24 protein-coding genes and 1 pseudogene are annotated in these 25,088 nt (G+C 54.0%); 9 read left to right on the forward strand and 16 right to left on the reverse strand.

The features are described from left to right. Positions 1-65 precede the first annotated feature (65 nt). Positions 66-1,670, forward strand: coding sequence for a methyl-accepting chemotaxis protein (locus ACXAEW_RS06360; protein WP_474940526.1), 1,605 nt, complete (start codon positions 66-68; stop codon positions 1,668-1,670). Between the two features lie 4 nt (positions 1,671-1,674). Here ACXAEW_RS06360 and ACXAEW_RS06365 read toward each other — a convergent pair whose 3' ends face one another. Together ACXAEW_RS06365 and mutY are read right to left on the reverse strand one after the other, a co-directional pair. After that, complete coding sequence (locus ACXAEW_RS06365) at positions 1,675-2,808, reverse strand: alkane 1-monooxygenase (protein ID WP_474940527.1); 1,134 nt, start codon at positions 2,806-2,808, stop codon at positions 1,675-1,677. 52 nt (positions 2,809-2,860) lie between these two features. Then, positions 2,861-3,940 carry an A/G-specific adenine glycosylase gene (gene mutY, locus ACXAEW_RS06370; protein WP_474940528.1) on the reverse strand — a complete coding sequence of 360 codons (1,080 nt, stop codon included), beginning with the start codon at positions 3,938-3,940 and terminating at the stop codon, positions 2,861-2,863. An 84-nt stretch (positions 3,941-4,024) separates the two neighbouring features. Here mutY and ACXAEW_RS06375 point away from each other — a divergent pair, with 84 nt between their 5' ends. Both ACXAEW_RS06375 and ACXAEW_RS06380 read left to right on the forward strand, forming a co-directional pair. After that, positions 4,025-4,546, forward strand: coding sequence for a DUF721 domain-containing protein (locus ACXAEW_RS06375; protein WP_474940529.1), 522 nt, complete (start codon positions 4,025-4,027; stop codon positions 4,544-4,546). Between the two features lie 2 nt (positions 4,547-4,548). Further along, positions 4,549-5,211, forward strand: a complete 663-nt coding sequence (locus ACXAEW_RS06380; protein WP_474940530.1) for a DsbA family protein — start codon at positions 4,549-4,551, stop codon at positions 5,209-5,211. A 15-nt stretch (positions 5,212-5,226) separates the two neighbouring features. Here the strand turns inward: ACXAEW_RS06380 and lpxK are convergent, their stop codons facing one another. From lpxK to ACXAEW_RS06410, 6 genes and pseudogenes are all read right to left on the reverse strand, one after another. Continuing rightward, on the reverse strand, positions 5,227-6,246 hold the full coding sequence (lpxK, locus tag ACXAEW_RS06385) for a tetraacyldisaccharide 4'-kinase (RefSeq protein ID WP_474940531.1): 1,020 nt from the start codon (positions 6,244-6,246) through the stop codon (positions 5,227-5,229). Further along, a complete protein-coding gene (locus ACXAEW_RS06390; RefSeq protein WP_474943077.1) occupies positions 6,233-6,850 on the reverse strand; it encodes a 3-deoxy-D-manno-octulosonic acid transferase in 618 nt (205 codons plus the stop codon). Before ACXAEW_RS06390 ends, lpxK begins: the two co-directional genes overlap by 14 nt. 63 nt (positions 6,851-6,913) lie before the next feature. Beyond that, positions 6,914-7,426: pseudogene (locus ACXAEW_RS06395) on the reverse strand (glycosyltransferase N-terminal domain-containing protein); the annotation flags it as partial. 18 nt (positions 7,427-7,444) lie between these two features. Continuing rightward, positions 7,445-8,248: an inositol monophosphatase family protein gene (locus tag ACXAEW_RS06400; protein WP_474940532.1), complete on the reverse strand. Its 804-nt coding sequence runs from the start codon at positions 8,246-8,248 to the stop codon at positions 7,445-7,447. Beyond that, on the reverse strand, positions 8,235-9,581 hold the full coding sequence (locus tag ACXAEW_RS06405; RefSeq protein ID WP_474940533.1) for a TldD/PmbA family protein: 1,347 nt from the start codon (positions 9,579-9,581) through the stop codon (positions 8,235-8,237). Before ACXAEW_RS06405 ends, ACXAEW_RS06400 begins: the two co-directional genes overlap by 14 nt. A gap of 119 nt (positions 9,582-9,700) precedes the next feature. Continuing rightward, a complete protein-coding gene (locus tag ACXAEW_RS06410) occupies positions 9,701-11,227 on the reverse strand; it encodes a DUF2125 domain-containing protein (RefSeq protein WP_474940534.1) in 1,527 nt (508 codons plus the stop codon). 134 nt (positions 11,228-11,361) lie between these two features. Between ACXAEW_RS06410 and ACXAEW_RS06415 the strand changes: the two genes are divergently transcribed. Together ACXAEW_RS06415 and ACXAEW_RS06420 are read left to right on the forward strand one after the other, a co-directional pair. Continuing rightward, positions 11,362-12,111 carry an SDR family oxidoreductase gene (locus tag ACXAEW_RS06415; RefSeq protein WP_474940535.1) on the forward strand — a complete coding sequence of 250 codons (750 nt, stop codon included), beginning with the start codon at positions 11,362-11,364 and terminating at the stop codon, positions 12,109-12,111. Then, positions 12,108-12,719 (forward strand): enoyl-CoA hydratase/isomerase family protein, encoded by a 612-nt coding sequence (locus ACXAEW_RS06420; RefSeq protein WP_474940536.1) that lies wholly within the window; start codon positions 12,108-12,110, stop codon positions 12,717-12,719. Before ACXAEW_RS06415 ends, ACXAEW_RS06420 begins: the two co-directional genes overlap by 4 nt. On the opposite strand, the gene ACXAEW_RS06425 is transcribed toward ACXAEW_RS06420, so the two are convergent. Next, positions 12,716-13,009, reverse strand: a complete 294-nt coding sequence (locus ACXAEW_RS06425; RefSeq protein ID WP_474940537.1) for an HNH endonuclease — start codon at positions 13,007-13,009, stop codon at positions 12,716-12,718. The genes ACXAEW_RS06420 and ACXAEW_RS06425 overlap by 4 nt on opposite strands. A gap of 68 nt (positions 13,010-13,077) precedes the next feature. Here ACXAEW_RS06425 and ACXAEW_RS06430 point away from each other — a divergent pair, with 68 nt between their 5' ends. Continuing rightward, on the forward strand, positions 13,078-14,277 hold the full coding sequence (locus tag ACXAEW_RS06430; RefSeq protein WP_474940538.1) for a TIGR03862 family flavoprotein: 1,200 nt from the start codon (positions 13,078-13,080) through the stop codon (positions 14,275-14,277). Here ACXAEW_RS06430 and ACXAEW_RS06435 read toward each other — a convergent pair. From ACXAEW_RS06435 to ACXAEW_RS06455, 5 genes are all read right to left on the reverse strand, one after another. Continuing rightward, positions 14,250-14,840 (reverse strand): glutathione S-transferase family protein, encoded by a 591-nt coding sequence (locus ACXAEW_RS06435; RefSeq protein ID WP_474940539.1) that lies wholly within the window; start codon positions 14,838-14,840, stop codon positions 14,250-14,252. The genes ACXAEW_RS06430 and ACXAEW_RS06435 overlap by 28 nt on opposite strands. Positions 14,841-14,908: 68 nt before the next feature. Beyond that, a complete protein-coding gene (holA, locus tag ACXAEW_RS06440; RefSeq protein ID WP_474940540.1) occupies positions 14,909-15,937 on the reverse strand; it encodes a DNA polymerase III subunit delta in 1,029 nt (342 codons plus the stop codon). After that, on the reverse strand, positions 15,934-16,461 hold the full coding sequence (lptE, locus tag ACXAEW_RS06445) for an LPS assembly lipoprotein LptE (RefSeq protein WP_474940541.1): 528 nt from the start codon (positions 16,459-16,461) through the stop codon (positions 15,934-15,936). Before lptE ends, holA begins: the two co-directional genes overlap by 4 nt. Further along, complete coding sequence (gene leuS / locus ACXAEW_RS06450) at positions 16,448-19,006, reverse strand: leucine--tRNA ligase (protein ID WP_474940542.1); 2,559 nt, start codon at positions 19,004-19,006, stop codon at positions 16,448-16,450. Before leuS ends, lptE begins: the two co-directional genes overlap by 14 nt. Before the next feature lie 100 nt (positions 19,007-19,106). Beyond that, positions 19,107-19,610: a DUF3576 domain-containing protein gene (locus ACXAEW_RS06455; RefSeq protein WP_474940543.1), complete on the reverse strand. Its 504-nt coding sequence runs from the start codon at positions 19,608-19,610 to the stop codon at positions 19,107-19,109. Positions 19,611-20,195: 585 nt separating this feature from the next. Here ACXAEW_RS06455 and ACXAEW_RS06460 point away from each other — a divergent pair. From ACXAEW_RS06460 to ACXAEW_RS06470, 3 genes are all read left to right on the forward strand, one after another. Then, positions 20,196-21,152, forward strand: a complete 957-nt coding sequence (locus ACXAEW_RS06460; protein WP_474940544.1) for a porin — start codon at positions 20,196-20,198, stop codon at positions 21,150-21,152. Between the two features lie 522 nt (positions 21,153-21,674). Beyond that, positions 21,675-22,655, forward strand: coding sequence for a porin (locus ACXAEW_RS06465; RefSeq protein ID WP_474940545.1), 981 nt, complete (start codon positions 21,675-21,677; stop codon positions 22,653-22,655). Between the two features lie 106 nt (positions 22,656-22,761). Continuing rightward, on the forward strand, positions 22,762-23,421 hold the full coding sequence (locus tag ACXAEW_RS06470) for a YggS family pyridoxal phosphate-dependent enzyme (protein WP_474940546.1): 660 nt from the start codon (positions 22,762-22,764) through the stop codon (positions 23,419-23,421). On the opposite strand, the gene ACXAEW_RS06475 is transcribed toward ACXAEW_RS06470, so the two are convergent. Together ACXAEW_RS06475 and ribA are read right to left on the reverse strand one after the other, a co-directional pair. Continuing rightward, on the reverse strand, positions 23,405-23,905 hold the full coding sequence (locus ACXAEW_RS06475; protein ID WP_474940547.1) for a L,D-transpeptidase family protein: 501 nt from the start codon (positions 23,903-23,905) through the stop codon (positions 23,405-23,407). The two genes, ACXAEW_RS06470 and ACXAEW_RS06475, sit on opposite strands and share 17 nt — an antisense overlap. Further along, a complete protein-coding gene (gene ribA / locus ACXAEW_RS06480; RefSeq protein WP_474940548.1) occupies positions 23,902-24,990 on the reverse strand; it encodes a GTP cyclohydrolase II in 1,089 nt (362 codons plus the stop codon). The genes ACXAEW_RS06475 and ribA overlap by 4 nt, the downstream gene beginning before the upstream one ends. Positions 24,991-25,088 lie beyond the last annotated feature (98 nt).

Genomic DNA, 25,088 nt, shown 5'->3' on the forward strand with positions numbered 1-25,088 from the left:
CATATTAGGAAATCTGAAATGGGAGCTCAGCAATCTGTGATTGTGCAGTTCTGGAGAGTTTCACGATGTCCGCCGACGTAAAAAAGCAACTTGAAGCCTGGTTCGACCTTGGACGGGAACACAAAAAGTTACTTCAACAAACTGGCGAAGTAATCCTTGCCGAGGTCGACGACATTCTCCAGAAATTCTATGAAAAGGCGTTGTCACAGGATGAGACGCGTCGGTTCTTTCCTAATGAAGCTGCAGTGTCGCACGCCAAAGAAGCGCAGAAGAAGCATTGGGCGCGTCTATTCTCTGGCAACTTTGACAATGAATATCTTGTCTCCGCGCAGCGTGTCGGAGAAGTGCACTATAAAATTGACCTGCCATTCCTCCTGTATCTAGGCGGCTATTCTTTGGCAGGAGCCGAGATGATATCAGTTTTGACTCGCAAGGCAGGCGTAGGCGGCAAAAAGAAACTGCAAAAACAGTTAAAGCTCCTGATGAGCTTGATGTTGGCTGATTGCGATTTGGTGGTTGAGGCTTATTTCAAGGCTCAGCAGTCGGACCAAACACGTGCAATTGAATTGCTTGCCCAAGGATTCTCACAGTTCGAAGAGAGCGGCAAAAGCGGTAAAATCCCTGCCTCTGGGGAAGATGGGTTCCCAGAGCAGTTTGACGGCTTACGGCAATCCTACAACAATCTTATCGACCATTGGGAAACGATCATTCAGGATGCACAGAGCCGATCCGACTCATTGGATGTTCGTCTCAGGCAAAGTCACGAACTGGCTCATGAAATGGCAACACGCGCCGAAGATCAGGCTGCTACCTTGGAAGAGGCAGTCGCCGCGGTAAGCAGGGTCACGTCGGGGACAAAAGAAACAAAAGATATTGTAGAGAATGCATCCAAGAATTCGGCGGCGAACCGGCGGAACGCTGAAACTGGCGAAAATGTGGTCAAGAAGGCGATTGAGGCAGTTGAGCTCATACAAGAATCCTCCGAGCAAATTGCCAAATTTGTGGATGTGATTGAGGACATCAGCTTTCAGACAAATCTGTTGGCATTAAACGCCGGTGTCGAAGCTGCGCGGGCCGGAGAGGCAGGGCGCGGCTTTGCTGTGGTTGCATCGGAAGTGCGCGCACTAGCTGGTCGGGCTACTCAATCGGCTACTGAGATCAAATCCCTGATCGCAGAAAGTACACGCCAGGTGCAGGAAGGCTGCGATTTGGTTCGTGAAACTGGGGAAAGCCTCAGCGGTATTCGCGACGGAACAATTGAAATGACGAAGCTGATGGAAGAGGTCACATCAGTAATTGAGGAGCAAGCGTTAAGCCTGCAGGAGATTGACACAAGCATGGCGCAGCTGGGCCAAACCACTCAGGAAAATGCGTCACGCGCGGCGCAGGTGTCTGAGAATATGTCGACAGTTGTTTCGGAAGTGGCTTCGCTCAAGGAAAGTATTAACTGTGTTAGCCTTGATGACGCTGCAGCCCCGGTGGCGCACGCAAGCGAACAGAATATGTCCGCACATGACAAAGCGATGCAACAGTATATGCGGGACCAAGAGCTGAAAGAGAACGTCGAAGAAACTGCTCAGGTTGCAACGGACCTGTCCGCAGAACACGAAAAGGCGATGCAGCAATATCTCAAAGAAAATGGGGCTGGTGAGTACAATCGCGTCGCTTGACCTCTCAGCGCGGCTCTGGATTCTCAGCTTTGTTGTATGTCCCCCAATCATTGATTTGTGGATAGAATTGTTTGCGCCACGCACGAACCTTCGGGTTCATTATTCGGCGCCAGATCGGCGGAACCATCGCTGCCATAGCCATTATCGGATAGCCATGGGGAAGCTGTGGCGCATCTTGAACATCGTAGGATTGAAGCAATGGGAAACGCCTGTCCGGCTTGTAGTGGTGGTCTGAATGTCTTTGCAGATTGATCAGTAGCCAGTTTGACGCTTTGTGAGAGGCGTTCCATGAGTGCCAAGGTTTGACATGTTCGTACTTTCCGTCGCCCAGATGCTCGCGCGTCAGCCCGTAGTGTTCGACATAGTTTATGACTTCCAACTGCCAGATTGCGACACCGGCCTGTACGAAGAAAAACAGGAGGCCTGTAAAACCGCCGCATATGAACGAAAAGGCCAACATTACGGCTTGGAGTGCCCAATAGCGGAAAAACGGATTGCGAAGATTGGTCCATGGCAAGTTCTTGCGCGCCAGAAAATCGCGTTCAGCTTTGAATGCGGAATGCCAACACTGACGGAGCACTCTGGGATAAAACCGGTGGAACCCCTCATTGTAACGGGCAGTCACAGGGTCGCGCGGCGTGCCGACATAGCGATGGTGAACGAGCAGGTGCTCTGATCTGAAATGGGAGTACAGCACCATCGACAGCAAGATGTCCCCCAAAAACCTTTCGGTTTTGTTTTTCTGGTGCATAAGCTCATGACTGTAATTGATGCCGATGGTTCCGCTCAGAATGCCCATGCCAAAGAACAGGCCCATCTTTTCCCAGCCGTTTAAATGCGTTGCGCCCGACACAAAAAAAATGAGTCCAAAGAGCGTACAAAACTGAACCGGAACCCATGCGATGGTCAGGCGACGATACCAAACGAGTTCGTCCTCCTGAGTCTGCGGGTCAGCATTCTCGGTGTTCAGTCCCAAAATGGCGTCCAAAACAGCAAAGAGATACCAGGTCACCAAGGGCGGAAGAACAATCCACGCGCCGCCCTGGATTGCGCAGAACCAGATCAAGGGGACCAATAAAAACGAAAGCCAGAATGGAAGGGCATTTCGCCAATGAGACAGGGGCAGGGGGGAGGACATGCTTCACTCTCAGAATTTTGGCGCGTTCACAGGTGACTTTAGATCGAAGTATTTAGGATCCCAAGACCGAGTTTTCGCGACTAAGATTGAATGCCTTGCGCATCACGGTTGGTAGATTTTCCGGTTTGAATTTATGCCGCTCGACCAACCTTTGTCGTTCCGACAGCAGCAGGTTTTCCGGCACGTTCGCCACGTGTACACGCAAGATCAGATGAAAGTGGGTAAAGGTATGCCGCACTTCGGCCTCTACCTCGTGCCAGTTGGCGTCAAACGGTTGGTTGTGTTCCGGAGATTCGGTCCATTCCGACCCTGGCCAGCCCAACATCCCGCCAAGCAGCCCTTTGTCCGGCCGTCTCTCTAACAGCCAGTCTCCCGCTTTGCTGCGTGCAATGTAGATATGGCCGCGGCGGGTGGGTTTTGGTGTTTTGGGAGTCTTTTTGGGAAGCTCAGCCGCAGTTCCGTTTTGCCGCCCGATACAAGGGCTCCTCCATGGGCATATGCCGCAGGCCGGAGACTTCGGAGAGCAAATAGTGGCACCCAGATCCATGACGGCCTGCGCATAGTCGCCTGGGCGCGACCGCGGCGTGAGTTTGGCTGCCTTGTCTTTCAGTGTTTGTTTGGAGTTCGGCAAAGGTGCGTGGATATCATACATCCGCGCCATGACCCGCTCGACGTTACCGTCCAGAACAGTTTCAGCCCGGTCAAAAGCAATGGCTGAAATCGCGGCAGCTGTGTAGGGGCCGATACCTGGAAGTTTAAGAAGTTCTTCGTAGGTGTTTGGAAAAGTCCCCTGAAGCTCGTCGGCTATCATCCGTGCGCATTTCAAGAGATTTCTGGCACGCGCATAATATCCCAGGCCCGCCCATTCGGCCATAACGTCTTCGTCGTTGGCCGCAGCCAAGCTCTCAACCGTTGGCCAGCGAGTTGTAAAACGTTGGAAGTAGTCTTTTACAGCTGCAACTGTCGTTTGTTGCAGCATGACTTCGCTTAGCCAAACACGATAGGGGTCTGGCAGCACGCCCGACTTGCGATCAGCGGGGCCAATGCGCCACGGCATTGTCCGCGCGTGGGCATCATACCAGCCCAGCAGAGTGTCACTTAGCTCATTTTGCTCTAGTGTCTCATCACGCATTGTTTATGCCTCGTTGTGCCGAAAAGGTGGTTCTTGTTTGATCGCTCTTTACATTAGGGGGCAGGGTCAAGCAAAACCACTGTCATGTCACCGAGGCGATCATCCACGCGCGGCTTCAAGCGCACCGGCTCAGTTTTGAGTGAGCAAATCCGAAAGGCGGGTGAAACCCGAGGATTTGCTGTATCTCGTTTGCTGACACATTGGGAAGAAACCGTAGGTCATGACATTGCTGCCATCGCACGCCCGGTCAACATAGGTTACGGACGCGGATCCTTTGGGGCGACGCTCACCATTCTGACGACCGGTGCGCAGGCCCCTATGCTCGAAATGCAAAAAGAGCAGCTGCGAGAGCGCGTGAACGCTGTTTACGGGTACAATGCGATTTCCAAAATCCGCATCACCCAAACAGCACCAACCGGGTTTGCGGACGGCCAAGTTGCATTTCAAAGCGAGACCAAGACGCCAAAGCCGCGTCCTGTCGATACAAACATTGTTTCCGAGGCCCAGCATGTGGCTGAGGGGGCCGAAAGCGATGAGTTACGTGTTGCCTTGGAGAACCTTGCACGTAACTTTTTGACCAAACAGAAATCACAAGGGAAAGGGTAAATATGACCCGTCTTATGTCTGGAGTTCTATCTGCAGCAGCTTTCGCAGTTGCATCCTTCGGAATAAATGCCGTTTCGGGCCAGTCTGCCCTGCCGTTTGTCGGTGCGGCTTACGCGCAAGATGCCGCAGAGATTGACACATCTACCATCGTTGAAATGGTGCAAGGGGCAGAAGATGCGCCTGTGACCATCGTGGAGTACGCTTCCTATACCTGCCCGCATTGCGCACGGTTTCATGCCGATGGGTATAAGCAATTGAAAAAGGACTTCATTGATACAGGCAAAGTGAAGTTTGTTTATCGCGAAGTCTATTTTGATCGCTATGGCCTTTGGGCTTCGATGATGGCCCGCTGTGCCGGTCCGGAGAAGTTTTTTGGTATCACGGATCTCTTGTTCAAAGGCCAGTCTGAATGGGCCCGTGCCGGAGGCCCAACCGAGATTGTGGACGAGCTGCGCAAGATCGGTTTGCTTGCCGGAATTGAGAATGACGCGCTTGATGCCTGTCTTCAAGACGGTACCAAAGCCCAGACATTGGTAAGCTGGTATCAGGAAAACGCCACCGCCGATAATGTCGAGGCCACCCCTACTTTTATCCTGAACGGCAATCAAATTCGCAATCAGCCCTATGATGATCTCAAAGCGCTGATCGAAGCTGAGCTGAACTGATTGGTCAAAAGACCTTTATCGACGCGCCGCTCCTTGATCCGGGGGCGGCGCTACTTTTTTCAAATGTTCACATAACGTATCATCATCTGCTATCGCCAGCCGTACGGGCAGTGTAATCACTTTCGTCCGAAAGCTCTCCGGAAGGCGTACCGCGTCTTTTTCAGTTGTAACAAGCTGGGCGTTCAGCAGTTTTGCCTCATGCTCAAGCCGCGTCATTAAAGACTGCGAAAGCGGTTGATGGTCGTCCAGTGCTTCGCCTCGTAAGACGTCCGCCCCAAGCGCGCGCAAGGTGGCAAAGAACTTGTCCGGATGCCCTATTCCTGCAAATGCAAGAACACGCGTGCCGTCCCAGGGCATACCGGTCTTGAGTGGTTCCAGTTGGCCTTTGAGATGTGGAACTGTGACCAGTGGCCCCCAAACTTTTTCAAATGCATCTTGGGCTGGCTGTGCTCCCAGGGACAAGATGAAGTCTGCGCGTTTCAGTCCCGCCTCAACCGGCTCACGTAAAGGGCCAGCCGGGAGGCATTGGCCATTTCCAAACCCCCGGTTTGCGTCAACGACAACGATAGAAAGATCCTTGATGAGCGCAGGATTTTGAAACCCATCATCCATGATCAACACGGTTGCCCCATGTTGGAGAGCCAATTCCGCGCCGGCTGCGCGATCCTTGGCCACACAGACAGACCCGAAGGCCGAAAGCAGCAAGGGTTCGTCACCGACGTCTCGGGCGTGATGCCGTTGTGGGTTTACAATCACTGGCCCAGTCTGCGCCCCCCCATACCCACGGCTCAGAACGATAGGGAGATGGCCGATATTTTGAAGGTATTGGATCAGCCAGATGACCGTTGGTGTTTTACCTGTGCCCCCTGCATTCAGGTTGCCCACGCAGATCACCGGGATGGGCAATCGCTGTGGTGTTGCCTTCCGAAGCCTATTGCGTGTCGCCTGCGCGTATAATGCACCCAGGGGTGATAAGATCAGTCGGAGAAGGTCGAACTCCAGCGGGGACTTATTCCAAAAATCAGGTGGTCTCATTACCGATGTCCGGCATATCCAGCAAATCCTGTGCGATCTCTATGATGCGATCTGTTGTGCGCGATCCTTGAGTGACAAACGTCCAACCTGCAAGGGCCATTTCGGCAGCCTGGTCGGGAGAAGAGAGACGAACGACCTCTTCCGCCAGCTTCTCAGCGGACAAAACTTGAACCGCAGCACCGCATTGCTTCAAATTTGTATAAAGATCGGCGTGGTCCGAAATGCCCATTCCATAAAGGATTGCAGATCCGAGAGCAGCAGCGTCCAGCGGCGAATGTCCATGAAATTCCCGTTTCAAAGACCCGGCCATCAGGGTCATCGGCGCCACACGGTACCAGAGTCCCAGGTCTTCACTGTCTGCAAGCACAACTTGATGGGCTTCGACGGGCTCTTCGCCCATGTCCCAATCTGCGTAGTTCAAGCCGAATTCAGCGATGATGGAACGGGCCGCTTCAAGATCAGCTCTGTCTTCGAGTGAAATGACCAACAACAAACGGTGGAGCAGCTTTAATGACTTGCGATGTGCATTCAATATGCTGCTGAGTTCTCCGCGTTTTACTTGCGTCGCCAGCCAGATGGGGCGGCTCGCCAGCACTTTTTGCATGTCGCTCAGATCTTCGTGGCTACATGCGGGCGGCAGGGACGATCTTCCAAGGGGGCCGGTAAACGTTATCCTGTGGGCTGGGATGCCGGTGCGTTGAAGGCTTTCGGAAACTTGTTGTGAAGGGGACAAAATTGCGGAGAAACTGTTTAGCAATCGCGCTCTGTGATCGGGCCACCAGCGAGACGCGCGGCTTGGAAGTTCGTCGATCCTGATATCGGTCAGCACTGTGGGTACATCGGTTTCAGCCAAAAGGCGCGTCAGGGTTCGGCGTAAGTGTCCCCCCGCCCATATACAGAGGTCGGGCGACCATCTTTCAAGGAATTTCCGCATTTCCGAAAATGTGTCTTCCGCCAGCGGGCCGAGAGGTCTTTCGTTTGTATTTGCGGACGGGGCAGGAACGACATGTGGCTCCCAGGTGGTTATAACCGATAGATCAGGATAATGCCCCTGCAGACGCGCGGCGACATCGCGCAGAGCCATCAATCGTGCTGTGGTTGTGGCATGTAGCCAAACAAGTTTGCCATCTGGGCGTGGAACCGGTGTAGCTGCCATAAGTTCTGTTTGACTCAGGGACATAATTTGAAAGTCCTTGTGTCAAAGGGCGGTCAGCCCGGGCCCTTCGGGGTTCAGGCGGTTCAAAATAGTCTGATGAAGAGCCTCATTTGCCGCCAACACTCCGTTTAATTGCGGATGTGGACTGTTGAAACGAAGGGCCTGACCTTTGCGGTCTGTGCTGCGGCCACCGGCCTCCCGGATCAAAAGGTCTCCTGCAGCGATGTCCCACTCCCAGCTTGGACGCAGGGTCAACATAGCATCAAACCGGCCCTCGGCGACGCTGGCCAATCGATAGGCCAGAGAAGGTCGATATTCCCGTTGAAAATCGGGCGATTTTCCATCTTTCCAATGCTGTGGCTCCAGGGCTGGCCGTGCAGTCAAGACCGAGGAAGAGCTGACATCTGTTTCACGTGAGACCTGCACATCGTTTCCATTCAAAGTGGTTCCGTTGCCGACAGACGCCGCAAACATTTGCTCCCTCTGAGGTAAAAAAACAGCCGCAGCAGTTACGATGCCATCCGTTGCAACAGCCACTGAAATGGCCCAGGTTTTGGAGCCTTCAGAAAAACTACGGGTGCCGTCAATTGGGTCTACGATAAACACATGACGCTTGGACAGTCGAAGCTCAGTGTCCTCCGTCTCTTCTGACAACCAACCATAATCGGGGCGCGCGCTCAGAAGATATGTCCGCAAAAAAGCATCGACCTCCAGATCGGCCTCGGTTACCGGGCCCGCTCCGTCAGGTTTCTCCCAGCGTTTTGCGTTGGGACCGTGATACCGGCATGCGATGTCGCCTGCCTTCTCTGCGGCGTCTACCAGCAAAGTCAGATCAGTTGCCGGCAATGGTCATCCCTTCGATCAAAAGAGAAGGCACAACACGCGACAGATATGTTCGGCCATCATTTGCGGCGATCATATTGCGCAGCATGTCTTTGAGGTTGCCGGCGATTGTACATTCATTCACCGGATACTGGATTTGGCCGTTTTCGACCCAGAACCCAGATGCGCCACGGGAATAGTCGCCGGTATTCGGGTTAATGGTTGAACCAATCATGGACGTGACAAGCAAACCTGAACCCATATTGCGGATCAAGTCGTCGCGGCTGTACTCACCCGGTGTCAACAGAATGTTCCAATTTGCCGGAGAGGGGACCGACCCAATGCCGCGGGCCGCGTTTCCCGTGCTTGTCAGGCCAAGTTTTCGTGCCGAGGCAAGATCAAGCGTCCACTCCGCCAGAACGCCATCCTTGATGATCATGCGTTTCTGAGTTGGCAGACCTTCACCGTCAAACGGACGTGAGCCAGATATGCGCGGCCGGAACGGATCTTCGACAAGCGACATGGAAGACGGCAGGATTTGCTCTCCCATCATGTCTTTCAACCAGGATGCTCCACGTGCGATGGCCGCACCATTGGATGCGGACAAGAGGTGCCCAACCAACGAAGATGAAATTCGTTCATCAAATAGAATTGGGAAGCTGCCGGTTTCAGGTCGCCGCGCGTTCAACTGCGCAGTCGCGCGCTCTCCGGCTGTGCGCCCGATGTCTGCGGCATCGCGTAAGTCAGATTGAAAAGTCCGGGAGTCGCCATCGTAATCCCGTTCCATCTGCGCCCCGGTCCCTGCAATCGCAGTACAAGACAGCGACCGACTGGTCCGAGAATAGCCACCGGAAAATCCATGACTTGTTGCAAGATGTACTGTGTGGCGACCGTAGCCCGCGCCCGCGGATTGAACTTGGGTCACACCTGCAACCGAAAGCCCAGCTGCCTCAGCCGCCAAGGCATCTGTTTTCAGAGCTTCTGGCGAAGGTTCCGGACTGTCGTCAAAAAGTTCTAACGCAGCCAGGTCCCAGTTCTGTGCAAGTTCGTCGCCATCGGCCAAACCGGTATAAGGATCTTCGGGGGCTTCACGAGCCATTGCAACGGCACGCTCGGCCATCGTCACAATTGTATCTGGCCGCATATCGGATGATGAAACCAGCGCCTGTTGTTTCCCGATCAAAACACGTAGCCCAAGGTCCGTCCCTTCGGAACGTTCCGCATGTTCCAGCTTGCCGCCGTGAACTTCAATCGAGAGGGACTGGCCCTCAGCTACGATTGCATCAGCCGCTTCGGCACCAGCCGCTTTGGCGGCGTCAATCAGGGCATGGCACAAGGCCTCGGGCGTTTGGGTCATAGGGTCCTGCACTTTTTTCTTCTTTCAGAGCTATCTACCTGAAGGGGCCGCCGCAAGTCCGCAGATCGCAAAAAAGGGCCGCTGTTCAGCGACCCTTTGATGTTTTGATGAACAAGCGATTACTTGATCCGTTGTCCATTGGCACTGATTTGACCACCAGCGCTAAACTCGATTTCGGAAACCAGAGAGTCGTCGCCCTCGCCGGGAACGGCCAGAAGGCCCATCATAAGGCGTGCACCTGTGGCGTCACTGTCGCTCATGATGCCCATTTTGATCAGGTTATCAATCAGACCATTTGCGCCGATCAGAGAAAGGTTGGCCACGCCCAAGGGGGCAGGCATGCCGTCGAAGGAGTCAAGATCATTGTAGTCAATTTCAAATGCACCGGTGCCGGTCAGCTCAGCGCCAGCTGCACGCAGAAGCAGTTCGTTGATCTTGACGGAATTGACTTCAGCTGGGCTCTCACCTGCGTATTCAGCCTCTGCTGCAGCTTCTGGGTCCAGAATGTCGAACAGCAAACGCCCTTTGCCAGATAGGTCCAGAACAATGGAGGCAGGGTCATGCGGCAGAGCCCCTGTCGGATCTGCAATGGCCCACAGGGTTTCGGGTACATTAAAGTCACGCAACGTGATCGCCAAAGCCATGTCTTTGTCATCTTCCGAAACCACCGGAGGCATCTGCAGTGCCATACCGATTTCAGCAACAGAGAAAGCGATCGGGAACGGAAGCTCTGACGCGACTACGGAGATATCCGACTCAGCTTGCAACAGGTTGTATTTCAATTCATCCGCGCTCATGGCGAAACCCAATTTGCCGCCTGTGGAAGAGCTGTTGAATTGAAAATTTTCGGAGCCATCGTTAAACGACATCTCAGACTGGCCGGAGCCAAAGGTGAAATTACCGTCAAACGCGGAGCCGGCCTCTAGCATGGCCTTCAGATTGGTCGCGTCAAATTCCATCGGTATAAGGCTGGTGCCGGTAAAGCTCAGATCATTGAGGTTGGCCTTGAATGCACCCTTGGATTCGGCGTTTTCCGGATCCTGAAAGGCAAAATCATAGACCAGGTTTGCGATGTCATATGTCTGGTCATAGCTGCGATTTTCACCCAGTTTTGCATGGGTTGAGCTTTTTACACCGGACAATTTAACAAGGGCGCTGAAGACTTCAGGAGGCAATTCTTCGCCGGAAATCGAAAGCGAACCAAATCCGATTTCCATCATTTCGGTGTCGTAGACGTAGGTCATGTCGTCCGGGTCGCCGGTCACAACAACCGGTGTACCGTCCGTTCGAAGTGTGAGTTCGCCTTTTATGTCTTCGGGACCACCAGTCACATCAAAATCGATTGATGCGGCTGCAGGGAAGGATGCGTTAACCGATCCGTCGCCGTTGTCCACCAACGTGAGTGTTGGCAGCTTAACGTTTACGGTCGCGTCTTCTTCCGGGATGGCAATTTCCATAGTCAAATCCGACACAGTCAGCGTGTCACCACTTTGGACTTCGTTCGCCGTGAAGGTGTAACCCGATCCTTCTACATAGGCTTTCCAATCTGCCCAGACGTCTTTCCCGCTGACGTCAGCCCAAGCGCCTTGAGCAGAGAAAATCGTAAGTGCAGCCACGCTGCAGCTACGCAAAAAAGTGACGGACATGAGAAAACCTTTCTTTTTGATCTTTAATGATCAAGATTTATGACGGTGACAGGATCCGCAAGGTGCCAATGACAGGACCACTCCCCCTAAGCGGATTACCACATTACAATGACAAAGATTTGGAGCAGGAGCGTATGGATTTCAACGAAAAAACTATAGTGATCACCGGGGCCAGCCGGGGGATCGGTGCCGAAACTGCGCGGGTTTTTGCCGAAGCGGGTGCGCGCGTTGCGCTTTTAGCCCGAGATACTGACTCTCTTGCCGCACTTGCAGATGAAGTTGGCCCAAACGCTTTGCCTATTGCGTGTAATGTTGCGGATTTTTCTGCTGTTTCCGCCGCTGTTTCCAAAGCCTGTGATAAATGGGGCGGTGTGGACATATTGATCAACAACGCTGGGGTAATCGAACCCATTTCCCGATTGGAGGCTGCGGATCCTGCAGAGTGGTCCCGGCTCATTGACGTAAATATTACGGGTGTTTTCAACGGCATTCGCGCCGTGTTGCCCGTTATGAAATCTGCTGGCGGGGGAACGATCATAACCGTGTCATCCGGTGCCGCTCATCGTCCGCTGGAAGGCTGGAGCGCTTATTGTACATCAAAAGCAGGAGCGGCGATGCTGACCCGTGCTTTGGATTTGGAGGAACGAGAGAACGGGATCAGGGCGATGGGCTTATCACCCGGAACCGTCGCGACTCAGATGCAGAAAGATATCAAGTTGAGCGGCGTAAATCCCGTAAGCGCGCTGGAATGGACAGACCATATCCCTGCATCCTGGCCTGCACGCGCTTTGAAGTGGATGTGTACAGAAGATGCAGACGCGTTCATCGGGGATGAAGTTTCGTTACGTGATGAGGCAATTCGCAAACGGGTGGGTTTGATTTGATTCACGTTAAAAAGAACTCCGAGGGCATTTGGATTGTTACGCTGGACCGGCCTGAAAAAGCCAATGCGCTCACGTCTGACATGTTGGCTGATTTGGTACGGATCATGGCTGAAGCGCAATCCGCGCGGGGTGTGGTTCTGACTGGGACAGGCAAGGTTTTTAGTGCCGGTGCGGATTTGGACGAAGCCCGATCGGGGCTTGCCACGTCACCTTTGTGGGAAGAGCTGTCCGCAGCCGTTGCAAGGCTTCCTTGCCTGAAAATTGCCGCGCTTAACGGAACGCTGGCCGGAGGCGCCAACGGGATGGCACTGGCTTGCGACATTCGGATTGCTGTTCCAAACGCCAGGATCTTTTATCCGGTAATGAAGCTCGGCTATCTTCCGCAGCCCTCTGACGTTGTGCGTATGAAGGCTCTAATTGGGCCATCTCGCACCAAAATAGTGTTGGCCGCCGGTCAAAAGATCCCTGCAGAAGAGGCTCTTCAATGGGGTTTGTTGGATCGGATCGTTCCCGCCGATGCACTCTTATCAACGGCCAAAGACCTGATGAGCCACTCTGTTCAAGCACCCGCTGAGCTAGCGCGGAAAATTATCAGCAGCTGCAACTAACGTATTCGTCGTTTTCCTGGAACCCGAGAACGAAACTCAGGAGGTCGATTTGCAACCCATGCCAGGAACTTCGCAAGCCGAGGGTGCGCGCGTAGCGCGTCAATGGTGGCATAGCTCCTGGCAAGCTCAGCCTCTGTCAGGGTCGCGTGAACCTCGCGGTGGCAGATATCGTGGAGGAGCACGACGGGACCACCCTTGCCACCTTTGAGTTTTGGGATCAGGTGATGCAGGCTTTGTGGGACGCCTGGCGGTATCGGTCTCTCACAAAGGGGGCAAATCGGGTCGTCCATACCGGGTCTCGTAAAACTCTTGATCTTGTTATAGAGGCGGGGACAGGCTGCAGTGACAAGAGGGGCGCATGGGAGAACATTGGGATGCAGTCGTAATTGGTGCAGGACCTGCCGGCTTGATGGCTGCAGAAGAGATTGCGCGGAAGGCTCATCGTGTTCTGGTCGTGGAGGCCAAGCCCTCAGTGGCGCGCAAATTCTTGATGGCAGGTAAGTCGGGCTTAAATCTGACTAAAGACGAGCCATTTTCGAAGCTGATCTGTCACTATGGTAAGGCTCAGCAATGGCTTGAACCTATGCTGCGCGAGTGTGATTCAGCTTGGGTGCAACGTTGGGCCATTGAACTTGGGCAGGATGTTTTTACAGGTTCAACGGGGCGGGTTTTTCCGAAAGCAATGAAAGGGTCACCGCTTTTGCGGGCGTGGTTGTCCCGGCTTGATGATTTGGGAGTCGAAAGACGCGTTCGTCATCGTTGGACGGGCTGGGATGGAAAAAATCTGGTTTTTCAAACCCAGGATGGTGACGTCCAGATTTCGGCTGATGCCACTGTGCTTGCGCTTGGAGGGGCCAGTTGGGCGCGTCTCGGATCCGATGGCCATTGGGCGCAGATTTTGCAAAAGCAAGATGTTGAGATCGCTCCTTTTGCGCCGACAAATGCGGCCCTATCCATCCCGTGGAGCCGTTTTATGGAACCGCATTTCGGGTCAGCCCTAAAGTCGGTGCGGTGGGAGGCCGGCGGTATTAGCAGTCGCGGCGAAGCGATTCTGTCTGGGCGTGGGCTCGAAGGTGGTGGCCTTTACAGTTTGACACCAGCCCTCAGAAACGGGGCGCAGTTGGTTGTTGATTTGGTTCCGGACCGTACCCGTGATGCCATTATTGCCAGCCTGCCCAAAGATACCAAAAAGGCGCGGTTTTCGCATTGGTTGAAAAATACACTGCGTTTACCCGCCGTCAAAGTCGCCCTTGTGAATGAGATGGTTGAGAACCGTTCACCGCAGAGATCTGCCTGGGTGGAAATGGTCAAAAACCTATCCATTCGCAATGTGTCGCTTCGGCCGATGGATGAGGCAATTTCTACTGCTGGAGGAGTGTGTCAGGCCGCACTGGATCACGATTTGATGTTGCTCCGGCGACCGGGAGTTTTTTGTGCCGGTGAAATGCTTGATTGGGAGGCTCCAACCGGTGGCTACTTGCTTACAGGATGTTTCGCCACCGGACGTTGGGCCGGGCAGGCCGCTGCGCGTTATTTGAGCAAAGCCAGCAATCTCTGAAACGCAGGGCGTTCCCGCAATCCTTGGGCCAAGTCCAAAATTCTGGGATTGGCCACTTCGATTTCAGCTCTTTGGGCCCAACCAATACAATTCGCAAAAATAATATCCGGGACGGAAAAGCTGTTGCCGACCAGATAAGGTCCGGTTACCTCATCAGCCAGCCGGTCAAGGTTTCGGTTCAGCTCCCAGGCCAGGCTTTGTCTGACGTCGGGAACGCGTTGCTCTTCTGGCAGGACAAAGGTATGGCGGGCAACGGTCCACACAACGGCATCCAACTCGTCCAGGAGACGAAATGTCATTGCGTCTTGCAGGGCGCGTTCCGGAGTTCCAGCAGATGCCAGTAACCCTCCGTGTTTGTCTGCCAAATAATGCAGGATCGCGCTGGAATCACTCAGCAGGAGGTCGTTGTCTTTCAAGGCCGGAACTTTGCCTGAGGGAACGATGTTCTTCATTTCATCGGATGCCGGCAAAAAGGGCTCTAATTCATAGTCTAACCCAAGCTCTTCCAAGGCCCACAATACTCTGATTGTGCGGGTTCGCGGGTTACCGAATACTGTGTACATTTCCGTCTCCTTCGTGATCTCCAATCCCAAATGGGAAAGCATTTCAGGTTTTCAAGACGGTTGCAGCGCTACCTTGAACGGCTGAGCATTGCGAGGCGAATAAGCGCGCGTTCAACCAACGCCAAAGCAGGTGCGGTTTGGCCAGCTGACCGAAGCTGAAGGTCGGTATCTGTGAGAACCGTTAGCGCGGTCTCAAGCCTGTTTGCGCCCCATCCCTGGGCCTGACGCAGAACAATGTCGCGCCGTTTTCCATAAAGTGGCGGGCGCAGACGGCCTATGCCTTGGGCCGGGCCACCAGGGTCCGATGCCACCGTATAGAGCCTGCGAAAGTGGCGAGTTGCGCCGATACAAAGCCCAACTGCCTGTGTTCCTTGGGCCTGCAGCCGACCGAGCACCGGGCCGATTTCCTGAATGCGGCCTTCTGCGACGATGTTCAGAAGATCATCCAGAGCGGCTTCGGTTGATTGTGGCGCAACGGCATCGATGTCGTCAATGCTCAGCGGGGCGCTGTCCTGATGCTTATAGAGCGAGAGCTTTTCGACCATTCGGGCAAAATCGCCGGGGCCAATGTCATTTGCTATATCAACCAGTGCGGACATGCTGTCGCCGGGGACATCCCGAATTCCGCTTTCGCCAAGCAGGCGCTCGATCTCGCTGCGTGAAGGGGGATCGTCGTAAATCCCTACGGCATAGGCGTTGCGGTGCCCTTCAAATGCCTTGCGCAGTTTCGATGATGCCTTCAGCTGACCCGCTGTAATGACGATTTGCGCGTCACCCGGTTCCCAGTCTTCCAGCGCAGATAGAATGGCAGGAGATGCAGAATCATTTGCACCGTCGACAAAAACCGCCCGCTGGCCGGGAAAGAACCCAACCGCCTTGATCGCGTCCAGAACCTGAGCAGGATCTTTGCGCAAGTCAGCCCCGGAAAGGCGAGTGAGGCGCATCTCTTCTTCGGCGGCTGGACCAAGCAAAGCGGCCAAGAGCTGTTGGCGTTTCAAAGCCACGCGCATGGCGTCCCCGCCATAGATCAGGATACCGGTCTTATCGGCGTCGGGTCGGGCAAAATACCCTTCGGCCTCACGCGTGTTGAGCTTCATTCAGAACCGGCTGCTGCAAGGTCAGCCGTAGTATAGAGACGTGTTACGATCTGATTGGCCAGAATTTCCATCAACCTCTCTTCGGCGTCACGTTCACTGGCCAATGTATCCACAGTCGAGCCGGTTGCGGAATAGCCTGTGAAATTGTTCACATCTCCACTGGCCACAACCATGCCATCTGACAGGCGGCGCAGCGCATAATTGGCGGTGCCTTGGACCGAATAGCGAGTGATCTCATTGTCGGCGGTGATCGCTTGGCCTTCGACAGATTGATTGAGGCGAAGATCTAGCGCGTAGATCCCGCCTTCACCGCGCCCAAGCTCCTGTTCAAGCGCGTTCACCAGAAAATATGCCGCCACATCACTGTTGGATGGAACATCTTCTGGGGCCTGCACAAGAACATTACCATAAAGCGCGGCCCCGGTGCCGCCTGGTGCGTGAACCGGCGTAAAACCGCAGCCCGCAGCCCCTATCACGAGGGCCAGCGAAGCCAGCATTAAAGTTCTGCGTTTAAGCCACGACATTGACGATACGACCTGGAACCACGATCACTTTTTTCGGCGCTTTGCCCTCAAGTGCCTTTTGCACAGCTTCGTGGGCAAGGGCGAGTTTTTCAACCTCGGATTTGTCGAGATCTTTTGCCACCTCAATTTCCGCCCGGCGTTTGCCGTTGATCTGGATCGGCATGGTCACGGTGTTTTCGACCAGCATTGCCTCATCGGCGACTGGCCATGGCGCGGTTGCGATCAGACCTTCGCCACCTTGATGGGCCCAAATGTCTTCGGCCAAGTGGGGCGTCATCGGCGACATCAGCTGCGCCAATGTCATGATGGCCTGTTTCTGCGCCGCCGCACCGGCTTTGGATTTCGCCAACGTGTTGGTAAAGCCATAAAGTTTGGCGATGGATGCATTGAAACCAAAGGAATCGATGCCCAGCGTCACGTCGCGGATGGCTTTGTGCATTTCGCGCAGCAGATCATCATCACCTTGGCCTTTTGCATCGGGGTCCATTTGGGCGATCTTGTCGCAGAGGTTCCAGACACGGTTCAGGTGTTTATGGGCAGCTTCTGCGCCCGACGCAGTCCATTCAACGTCCCGTTCCGGGGGAGAATCGGACAGAACAAACCAGCGCGCCGTATCCGCACCATAGGCTGAGATGATCGCCAGCGGATCGACCACGTTGTTCTTTGACTTGGACATCTTGGCCGAAGGGATCACTTTGATCTTCTCGCCGGTCTCTTTGACAAAGGTGCCGCCGTCACGCTCTTCAACCTCGGAGGGGTAGTGATAGATGGTGCGGCCGTTCTCATCCTTGCGCTCGGCGTTTTCATAGATCGCGTGAGTCACCATGCCTTGGGTGAACAGGGCATCAAACGGTTCAATTGATTTTTCAGGCAGGTGGCCGCAGATCTGCATCGCGCGGGCAAAGAAGCGCGAATAAAGCAGGTGCAGAATCGCGTGCTCAATCCCGCCGATGTACTGGTCCACATTCATCCAATATTCGGCTTCGGCCATATCGGTTGGGGTTTCGGCGTGGGGCGCAGTGAAACGGGCAAAATACCAAGACGAATCGACAAATGTGTCCATCGTGTCTGTTTCGCGTTTCGCCGGTTTGCCGCAGTTGGGGCAGGTGCAATCGCGCCAGGTCGGGTGACGGTCCAAAGGGTTGCCGGGCTTGTCGAACGACACATCGTCCGGCAGCTGGATCGGCAGGTTTTCTTTCTTCTCGGGTACCACGCCGCAGTTGTCACAATGCACAACCGGAATCGGGCAACCCCAGTAGCGCTGGCGCGACAGGCCCCAATCGCGCAGGCGGTATTTGGTGACACCTTCACCCCAGCCTTCAGCCTCGGCCTTGTCGACAGCAGCATTGACGCCTGCATCACCGGTTTGCTCTGTATCACCTGCAAAGCCTTTGACGTATCGAACCTTCTCCGCCTTAGTCGGCACATAGGCCTCTGTCAGCTCATCTGCGCCTGCGGGGTCTTCAAACACCGGGATGATCGGCAGGTCGTATTTGCTGGCAAATTCAAAGTCACGCTGATCATGCGCCGGGCAGGCAAAGATCGCGCCCGTGCCGTAGTCCATCAGGATAAAGTTGGCGATCCAGACCGGCAGCTCCCAATTGGGGGCCAGCGGGTGACGCACTCGGATACCTGTATCCATCCCCAGCTTTTCGCCGGTTTCAATGGCTTCTTCGGTGGTGCCCCCTTTGCGGCATTCCGCAACAAAGGCTGCGACCTCTTCCGATTCGGCTTCCAGCTGCTTGGCAATCGGATGATCTGGCGAAATCCCAACAAACGAAGCCCCCATCAATGTGTCAGGGCGGGTCGTATATACAGTGATCGGTTCACCACCATCCAGGCGCTCAAATCCAAACTGCAGGCCGCGCGACTTGCCGATCCAGTTTTCCTGCATCAGGCGCACCTTGGCAGGCCAGTTCTCCAGATTGTCCAACGCCGACAGCAGCTCTTCGGAGTAATCTGAGATCTTAAAGAACCATTGGGTCAGCTCGCGCCGTTCCACCAATGCGCCCGAGCGCCAGCCGCGACCGTTTTCGACCTGTTCATTCGCCAGAACGGTCATGTCGACTGGATCCCAGTTCACAACGGCGTTCTTGCGATAAACCAGCCCTTTTTCCAGGAAGTCGAGGAAAAGTGCCTGCTGCTGGCCGTAGTATTCAGGGTCACAAGTAGCAAACATGCGCGACCAGTCGAGCGACAGACCCAGCGGCTTCATCTGCTCGACCATCGTGTCGATGTTATTGTATGTCCACTCTTTCGGATGACCGCCAATTGCCATCGCCGCGTTTTCGGCGGGCATGCCAAATGCATCAAACCCCATCGGATGAAGCACGTTGTGACCGGTCGACAGCTTATAACGTGCGATTACATCGCCCATGGTGTAATTGCGCACGTGCCCCATATGCAGCTTGCCCGATGGGTAGGGGAACATCTCCAACACGTAGTACTTCGGCTTATCTGCCGTGCGCTTGGCTTTGAATGTTGAGGCTGCTTCCCAGGCCTCCTGCCATTTCGCTTCAATTTGCGAGGCTTCGTAACGCGACATCTTGAGCGGTCCTTTGCATGAAAACGCCGGGTGCATGACCCGGCGCTGTAATACGTGTGTTCTTCAGGTGATTCCAGTGCTGACCATTGTCTGCAGGAATTCAAAGCTTCTTATCAGCAATCCGCAGCTGTCGTGCGCGTGACAGAATTGCGTCTTCGACTGCGCGTGCCGTGGAATCACTTACCGCGCGTCCATTGCGCGTTTGAAGGGAAACATTCAGCGAGCGCGCGTCCAGTGCAGGGTCTTTTATATGAACCGTCGCGCGATAAGATTGCCCGCCACCCGGAGGTGTTCCATAGTTTGTTATAATGACGCCTGTAAAAGGATCCACGGACTGAACAGGCAAAAACTCCAGAACATCCAGGGACGCAGCCCACAGGTAACGGTTCACCTGCACTGTCTGTTCCGTTTTGGTTGGGCCAAAGGCGTCAAAAATCGTGGTGCGGTTTGATCCCGGAAGACCTTCTTCGGCCGCGCGGTCTGAGTCCAAGAAGCGATCTGTGTTTTCAACCGGTGTTTTGCGGTCATTGCCGCGCCCAAAAACGCCGCAGCTTGCAGTTACGGTCAGAGCCGCGATCACAGCAACATTCAAGAACCAACGCATTTCGACAGCTTCCGTTCGTCTATTTCGGTCTCGGATAGTCCTAGACAACACTTAGAGGTCCAACAAGCCCTTTCTCTTAGTGTTGCCCTCCGCGGCCTGCCTGTATGCGTGATTCTACGCGGCTGTATTGGGTGTAAGGGGGGGGGGGAGGGGCTGCACGATGGTCTGAACCGATTACTGCAAGCCTACTGTAATGTGGCTAAGGGTGTGCACTTCAGCTGTGGGGGCAGTCTGTTTAACGGGCGTAGACGTATCGGGCGCGCTTCCCAGCCAGTTCCACGTGCTATCCGGGGACTCTTTGCGAGGCCATGTGGCCATCATACATATAGTGCCCTGATCGCATTATCTAAATTTCCGTTCATAATGATCAGCGCGCCTCGGATAAGTTTCGTGGGATTTTTCTGTAACAAAACCCGGGTTCTGGCGGTAACAACTGTGACATCCTTGCATCAAATCATGTGGATCGAAAGTGAATCCAAATTCACAGAGTTGTGCGGAATTCGTGAAACTGCGATACGAAATCCGTACTCAGACAAGCGCGGCATGTGCTGTTTGGGATTGGAAATCTAAACCCGAGGGAAAATCATGAAAAAGATTCTCTTCGCTTCGACCGCGCTGATCGCCACCGCTGGCGTTGCAGCAGCTGAAGCAGATGTAAGTTTTGGCGGTTACGGCCGTTTTGGTCTGTTCTATGATGAAGGTGCGGACACAACCGCAGGTGAAAAAGAAACTCGTCTGGAGCAGCGCTTCCGTTTCAACATCACCGCAACTGCAGAAACTGATGCTGGCGTTGAAGTCGGTGGCCGTATTCGTCTGCAAACCGGTGAAGGCTCCTCCGGTGGTGCATCCGGTGAAGGTCCGGGCGCAGCCGGTTTCTGGGTATCTTATGGCGGCTTCCGTCTGGACGCGGGTAACACATCTGACGTTCTGGACTCCGGTGATGTTGTTGACCACTTCGGTCACGGCGTTGGCCTGACCGCGTTTGTTGAACAATCCGATGCGTTTACTCATGACGCAAACGGTTTCGGCAACGAAGCTATTGATCGTAACACTGTTAAAGCACGCTACACTGTTGGTGATTTCACAGCAGCGTTCTCCTACACTGAGGAAAATGAAACCGTAGCCGTTGCTGATGGCTACTCATACTATCAGATCGGTTTTGGTTATGACTTCGGTGCGGTGCAGGCTGGTATCGTATATGGCGATCGTGACTCCGATGTTGCTGTAGCGGGTACCTTCGAAGATCAAGATTACTGGATCATTGGTGTGTCTGGAGAATTCGGTCAGCTGGCGTACAACTTGACCGTAGGTGAGGACAGCGCGGTTGACGAGATCGCATATGGTCTGTCTGTTGCATACGACGTTTCCTCTGCAACCACACTGACAGCTGTTATCGCTGACAGCGGTGTAGATTCGCTGGACGAAGTTTATGGCATCGGCTTCAAGCACAGCTTGGGTGGCGGTGTGTCTCTGCGTGGCGGTGTTGGTCAAGAGACCGACGGCGACACCCTGGCAGACTTGGGTGTTCGCTTCGACTTCTAAGTCAAGCTTACATTATATCTAATGCTTGAGGCTCCTTCGGGAGCCTCTTGTATTTTTTCTGACGTGTTTGTGAACTTAGGTATTGATTGCTTCGATCTTCATGTGTAACCTAAGTCACATATGGTTGTTTACATCAAAATAATGTGATCAGCCTTGTTTGGTGACAAGTTGTACATGTGAAAATGCCTACGTGATTTCGTTAATGAAATCTAATTTTCACAGTTAGGTAAAAGTGAAAGACATCGCGGCATCTTGCTGGATCTTAAACGTGTTTGTTCAGTGGGTGTTTTGACGCTGTAAGGTGGTGAGCCAGACAGTGTAAAAATAAGTGAGATTGCATGTGGTCGGGATTTCTTGGCTGCAATCTTACTGTTGCAGCGGTGCATCATGTTATTGGGAATGGATGTGGTCGGAAAAGGCCATCCTTGCGCACGTCGTCTGAAAAAGGCGAAACGGAATGCGTACTCAAAGTCGTGCATCCCGTACGGGTTTGAGCAGGAAATCTAAACCCGAGGGAAAATCATGAAAAAGATTCTCTTCGCGACCTCCGCGCTGATCGCAACCGCAGGTATGGCCGCAGCTGAAGCTGAAATTACTTTTGGCGGTTACGGCCGTTTTGGTCTCGTATATGACGAAGGCGCGACCGGCACGGACAAAGAGACTCGCCTGGAGCAGCGCTTCCGTTTGAACATCGGAGCAAACACCACAACCGACGCTGGTGTTAAATTTGAAGGCCGCTTCCAGCTGGAAACAAACGATGACGACGCTGGCGGCGCAACTGGTCGCGGTCCGGGCGCAGCTGGTTTTGCAGTGTCCGTAGGCGGCTTCCGCTTGGACGTTGGCCATGTTTCTGACGTTATCGACTCCGGTGATGTAGTAGATTACTTTGGCCATGGTATCGGCCTGACTGATCTGATCGAAGCTGAAAACACCATCGGTGACGCAATCGACGCGAACGGCTTTGGTGAGGGCGATATCCGTCAGCAAACCGTTAAAGTTCGTTACAGCGTTGGTGATTTCACCGTTGCTGCGTCCTATACAGAAGATAATGACACTGATGGAGTAGAGGATGATCCAGCCGATCCAGATACTCTGGGCGTGCAGCCGGATAACTCGTACTATCAAATCGGTGCCAGCTATGACTTTGGTGCGGTTGTCTTCGGCGCGGCATATGGTGAGCGTGACGACGCGGATGAAACCGATTATTGGGTTGCAAACCTGTCCGGTGAAGTCGGCGCAGTTTCGTACAACGTACTGGTAGCCGACTCTGACGCACTCGACGACGTTGCTTACTCGATCTCCGCATCTTACGACATCTCAAGCGCGACCTCTATCCGTGGCCTGATCGCGGGCGGTGGCATCGCAGACACCGATGGCGGCGACGAAGCATATGGTATCGGCTTCCGTCATAGCCTGGGCGGCGGCGTTTCGCTGCGCGGTGGTGTTGCACAAAACTCTTCCGGCGACACCGTTGCGGATATGGGTGTTCGCTTCGACTTCTAAGTCGGCGTAACAACATGCACGAATTGGGGCGGGTTCATTTGAGCTCGCCCTTTTCTTTTTGTCGAAAACCGTGTTTGTCTTCCATTGGCCAAAGATGGGAAAGACAATGTCGCTTGAAGAAATCAAAACCCGCATTTGTGACGCTGAAATTGCATCCGGTCGTCCGCCCGGTTCTGTGACGCTGATCGCGGTTTCCAAGGTGCAGCCGAATGATCGTGTTCAGGCAGTCCTTGAAGAGGGACACAGGTGTTTTGGCGAAAATCGTGTCCAGGAGGCCGCTGGAAAATGGCCCGATTTTTCGAATATTTATAACGGCTTAGATCTGCATTTGATCGGACCGCTGCAGACGAACAAGGCTCGGCAGGCTATGGAGTTGTTCGATACGATCCATTCCGTTGACCGCCCAAAACTGGCAAAAACCATTGCGCGATTGGCGCAAGAAATAGGGGACTGTCCCGATCTCTTTGTTCAGGTGAACACCGGGGAAGAAGAACAAAAGGCTGGCATTCTCCCTGGGGAAGCTGATGCATTTGTGGAAAGTTGCCGTGCATTGGACCTGCCCATCAAGGGGCTCATGTGTATTCCGCCAGTGGAAGAGGAGGCCAGTTTGCACTTTGCTCTGTTGGCAAAAATCGCCGCGCGGAACGGATTGTCTGGCCTGTCGATGGGAATGAGCGGTGACTTTGAGAAGGCAATTGCCTTGGGTGCGACCCATATTCGCGTTGGTTCAGCAATTTTTGGCGAGCGAGTTAAGCAGGCCGAATGATTAAATGCGTCTTTGGCTGAACCCTCTTTGCGATCCAGAGAAGGTCAGATCTGGAAAACGCAACACAGCCTTCAGTTGCGTAACCTGGGCGCCGCCACTGGTGAATGAAAATCGCAGATCCGCGTCCGGGCGCAGCGATTGGCCAATTCCAGTCCGTAAGCAGGATCAAATCATAAAGCGAATCTGCTCTGCGCAGGCGTTCATGGCTAAAGGGGTAAGGTCTGCGAACAAGTTGGTTGTAGCAACCGTCCCGCACATCATCGGACCAAAGGTCCGAGGGGCCGATGGGCTCTGCCCACAATGTCGGTTTTTCAATTTTATCAGCACGATATAGCATGCCGACCAGCCGGTGCGTCCCTACCGGCGTCGCCCCGTCTCCCTCCCTTTTGTTGCTTGTTAAACCGCCTTTCCCAATTGAACAGGGAAACCGGCGGCCGCGAAAACGGATCCCCTTGGGTGTCAGAACAAGGTCGTTCGGTGTCACAACATATGTCCCGATTTACGAGCCTTGGTGGCGAGGTATTGCGTGTTAAACGGGTTTTCACCAACCATCAGGGGCACGCGTTCGGCCACTTTGATGCCTGTGCTCTCCATCATCATGATCTTCTTTGGGTTGTTTGTGAGAAGGCGAACAGAGGAGAACCCTAGCTCCTTTAGAATGGAGGCTCCCAACCTAAAGTCGCGCTCGTCATCTTCGAAGCCAAGACGGTGGTTGGCTTCTACGGTATCAAACCCTTGATCCTGTAAGGAGTATGCGCGCATCTTGTTCGCTAGGCCAATTCCACGGCCTTCCTGATTGAGGTACAGGAGAACGCCGGCGCCATTTTCACCCATTTGCGCCAAGGCTCCACGCAACTGCGGTCCGCAATCGCATTTGAGTGAGCCAAGAACATCACCAGTGTAGCACGCAGAATGCAATCGGGCGAGCACAGGGGCTGAGCGATCAGGTCGCCCGATCTCGATTGCATAATGCTCCTCATTGCCATCTTCCGGGCGGAAAATATGCAATCGACCGCATTCGGCGGCCTCGATCGGCAGGCGGGCTGCCGCAACGGGGTGAAGCGGAGAGCTTTGATCCAGAAGGGGAATGGCTTGGTCATGGTCAAGTAATGTCAGGCCATGCCGACTTGCAAAACTGGCCCCGTTTTCAACATCAACAAGAACGGCAGCAGGCAACAAGCGGGCGGACTTCGCAAGGGCAATTGCAAGACGGGCTAGAGATGCATCCCCGGTGCGAATGCTTTCAAGTGGGCCCTTGAGCGGGGAGTTCAGGTCGTCCGCGGGATCCGCAAGCGATTGAAACCAAGACAATTCTGCGGTCTTAGGTACTGACACGCGGCAAATATTATTATCATAAACGCGTGCTTTGAGAGTTTCTGCGCGTCGTGCTGTAAGCGCAAGAGAAACCTCTCCCAGCTCGCGCATGTTGCGCAGTCGGTCTTCGGAAAGGGTTTCGACCGCAAAGGCCAGCGAAGTCCACGCACCTTGTTTCACCACGACTGGCAGCCCCATGCGCAGATCGACTCGGGCGCGCGCCAACAGTTCGATCAAGGATGGCCTTAAGCTCATTCGCTTACTCCGTACTCAAATAGTGAAACCTTAGCTGATTGTGCTTACGATGAATTGCAAGGAAAGTGAAATATTTACCAACCCTTGGACACGTCGAC

It is taken from the genome of Epibacterium sp. ABZ3_068 (assembly GCF_056159265.1).

Excerpts from the sequence above, each read along its gene's own strand:
- ACXAEW_RS06390 (WP_474943077.1), bottom strand. The coding sequence starts at position 6,850 with ATGCAAAAAGTGCTGGCGAGCCGCCCCATCTGGCTGGCGACGCAAGTA.
- ACXAEW_RS06410 (WP_474940534.1), bottom strand. The coding sequence starts at position 11,227 with ATGTCCGTCACTTTTTTGCGTAGCTGCAGCGTGGCTGCACTTACGATT.
- ACXAEW_RS06430 (WP_474940538.1), top strand. The coding sequence starts at position 13,078 with ATGGGAGAACATTGGGATGCAGTCGTAATTGGTGCAGGACCTGCCGGC.
- ACXAEW_RS06460 (WP_474940544.1), top strand. The coding sequence starts at position 20,196 with ATGAAAAAGATTCTCTTCGCTTCGACCGCGCTGATCGCCACCGCTGGC.
- ACXAEW_RS06425 (WP_474940537.1), bottom strand. The coding sequence starts at position 13,009 with ATGGACGACCCGATTTGCCCCCTTTGTGAGAGACCGATACCGCCAGGC.
- ACXAEW_RS06465 (WP_474940545.1), top strand. The coding sequence starts at position 21,675 with ATGAAAAAGATTCTCTTCGCGACCTCCGCGCTGATCGCAACCGCAGGT.
- lpxK (WP_474940531.1), bottom strand. The coding sequence starts at position 6,246 with ATGAGACCACCTGATTTTTGGAATAAGTCCCCGCTGGAGTTCGACCTT.
- ACXAEW_RS06365 (WP_474940527.1), bottom strand. The coding sequence starts at position 2,808 with ATGTCCTCCCCCCTGCCCCTGTCTCATTGGCGAAATGCCCTTCCATTC.
- ACXAEW_RS06470 (WP_474940546.1), top strand. The coding sequence starts at position 22,762 with ATGTCGCTTGAAGAAATCAAAACCCGCATTTGTGACGCTGAAATTGCA.
- ACXAEW_RS06435 (WP_474940539.1), bottom strand. The coding sequence starts at position 14,840 with ATGTACACAGTATTCGGTAACCCGCGAACCCGCACAATCAGAGTATTG.
- ribA (WP_474940548.1), bottom strand. The coding sequence starts at position 24,990 with ATGAGCTTAAGGCCATCCTTGATCGAACTGTTGGCGCGCGCCCGAGTC.
- ACXAEW_RS06380 (WP_474940530.1), top strand. The coding sequence starts at position 4,549 with ATGACCCGTCTTATGTCTGGAGTTCTATCTGCAGCAGCTTTCGCAGTT.
- mutY (WP_474940528.1), bottom strand. The coding sequence starts at position 3,940 with ATGCGTGATGAGACACTAGAGCAAAATGAGCTAAGTGACACTCTGCTG.
- leuS (WP_474940542.1), bottom strand. The coding sequence starts at position 19,006 with ATGTCGCGTTACGAAGCCTCGCAAATTGAAGCGAAATGGCAGGAGGCC.
- ACXAEW_RS06405 (WP_474940533.1), bottom strand. The coding sequence starts at position 9,581 with ATGACCCAAACGCCCGAGGCCTTGTGCCATGCCCTGATTGACGCCGCC.
- ACXAEW_RS06455 (WP_474940543.1), bottom strand. The coding sequence starts at position 19,610 with ATGCGTTGGTTCTTGAATGTTGCTGTGATCGCGGCTCTGACCGTAACT.
- holA (WP_474940540.1), bottom strand. The coding sequence starts at position 15,937 with ATGAAGCTCAACACGCGTGAGGCCGAAGGGTATTTTGCCCGACCCGAC.
- ACXAEW_RS06375 (WP_474940529.1), top strand. The coding sequence starts at position 4,025 with ATGTCACCGAGGCGATCATCCACGCGCGGCTTCAAGCGCACCGGCTCA.
- lptE (WP_474940541.1), bottom strand. The coding sequence starts at position 16,461 with ATGTCGTGGCTTAAACGCAGAACTTTAATGCTGGCTTCGCTGGCCCTC.
- ACXAEW_RS06415 (WP_474940535.1), top strand. The coding sequence starts at position 11,362 with ATGGATTTCAACGAAAAAACTATAGTGATCACCGGGGCCAGCCGGGGG.
- ACXAEW_RS06360 (WP_474940526.1), top strand. The coding sequence starts at position 66 with ATGTCCGCCGACGTAAAAAAGCAACTTGAAGCCTGGTTCGACCTTGGA.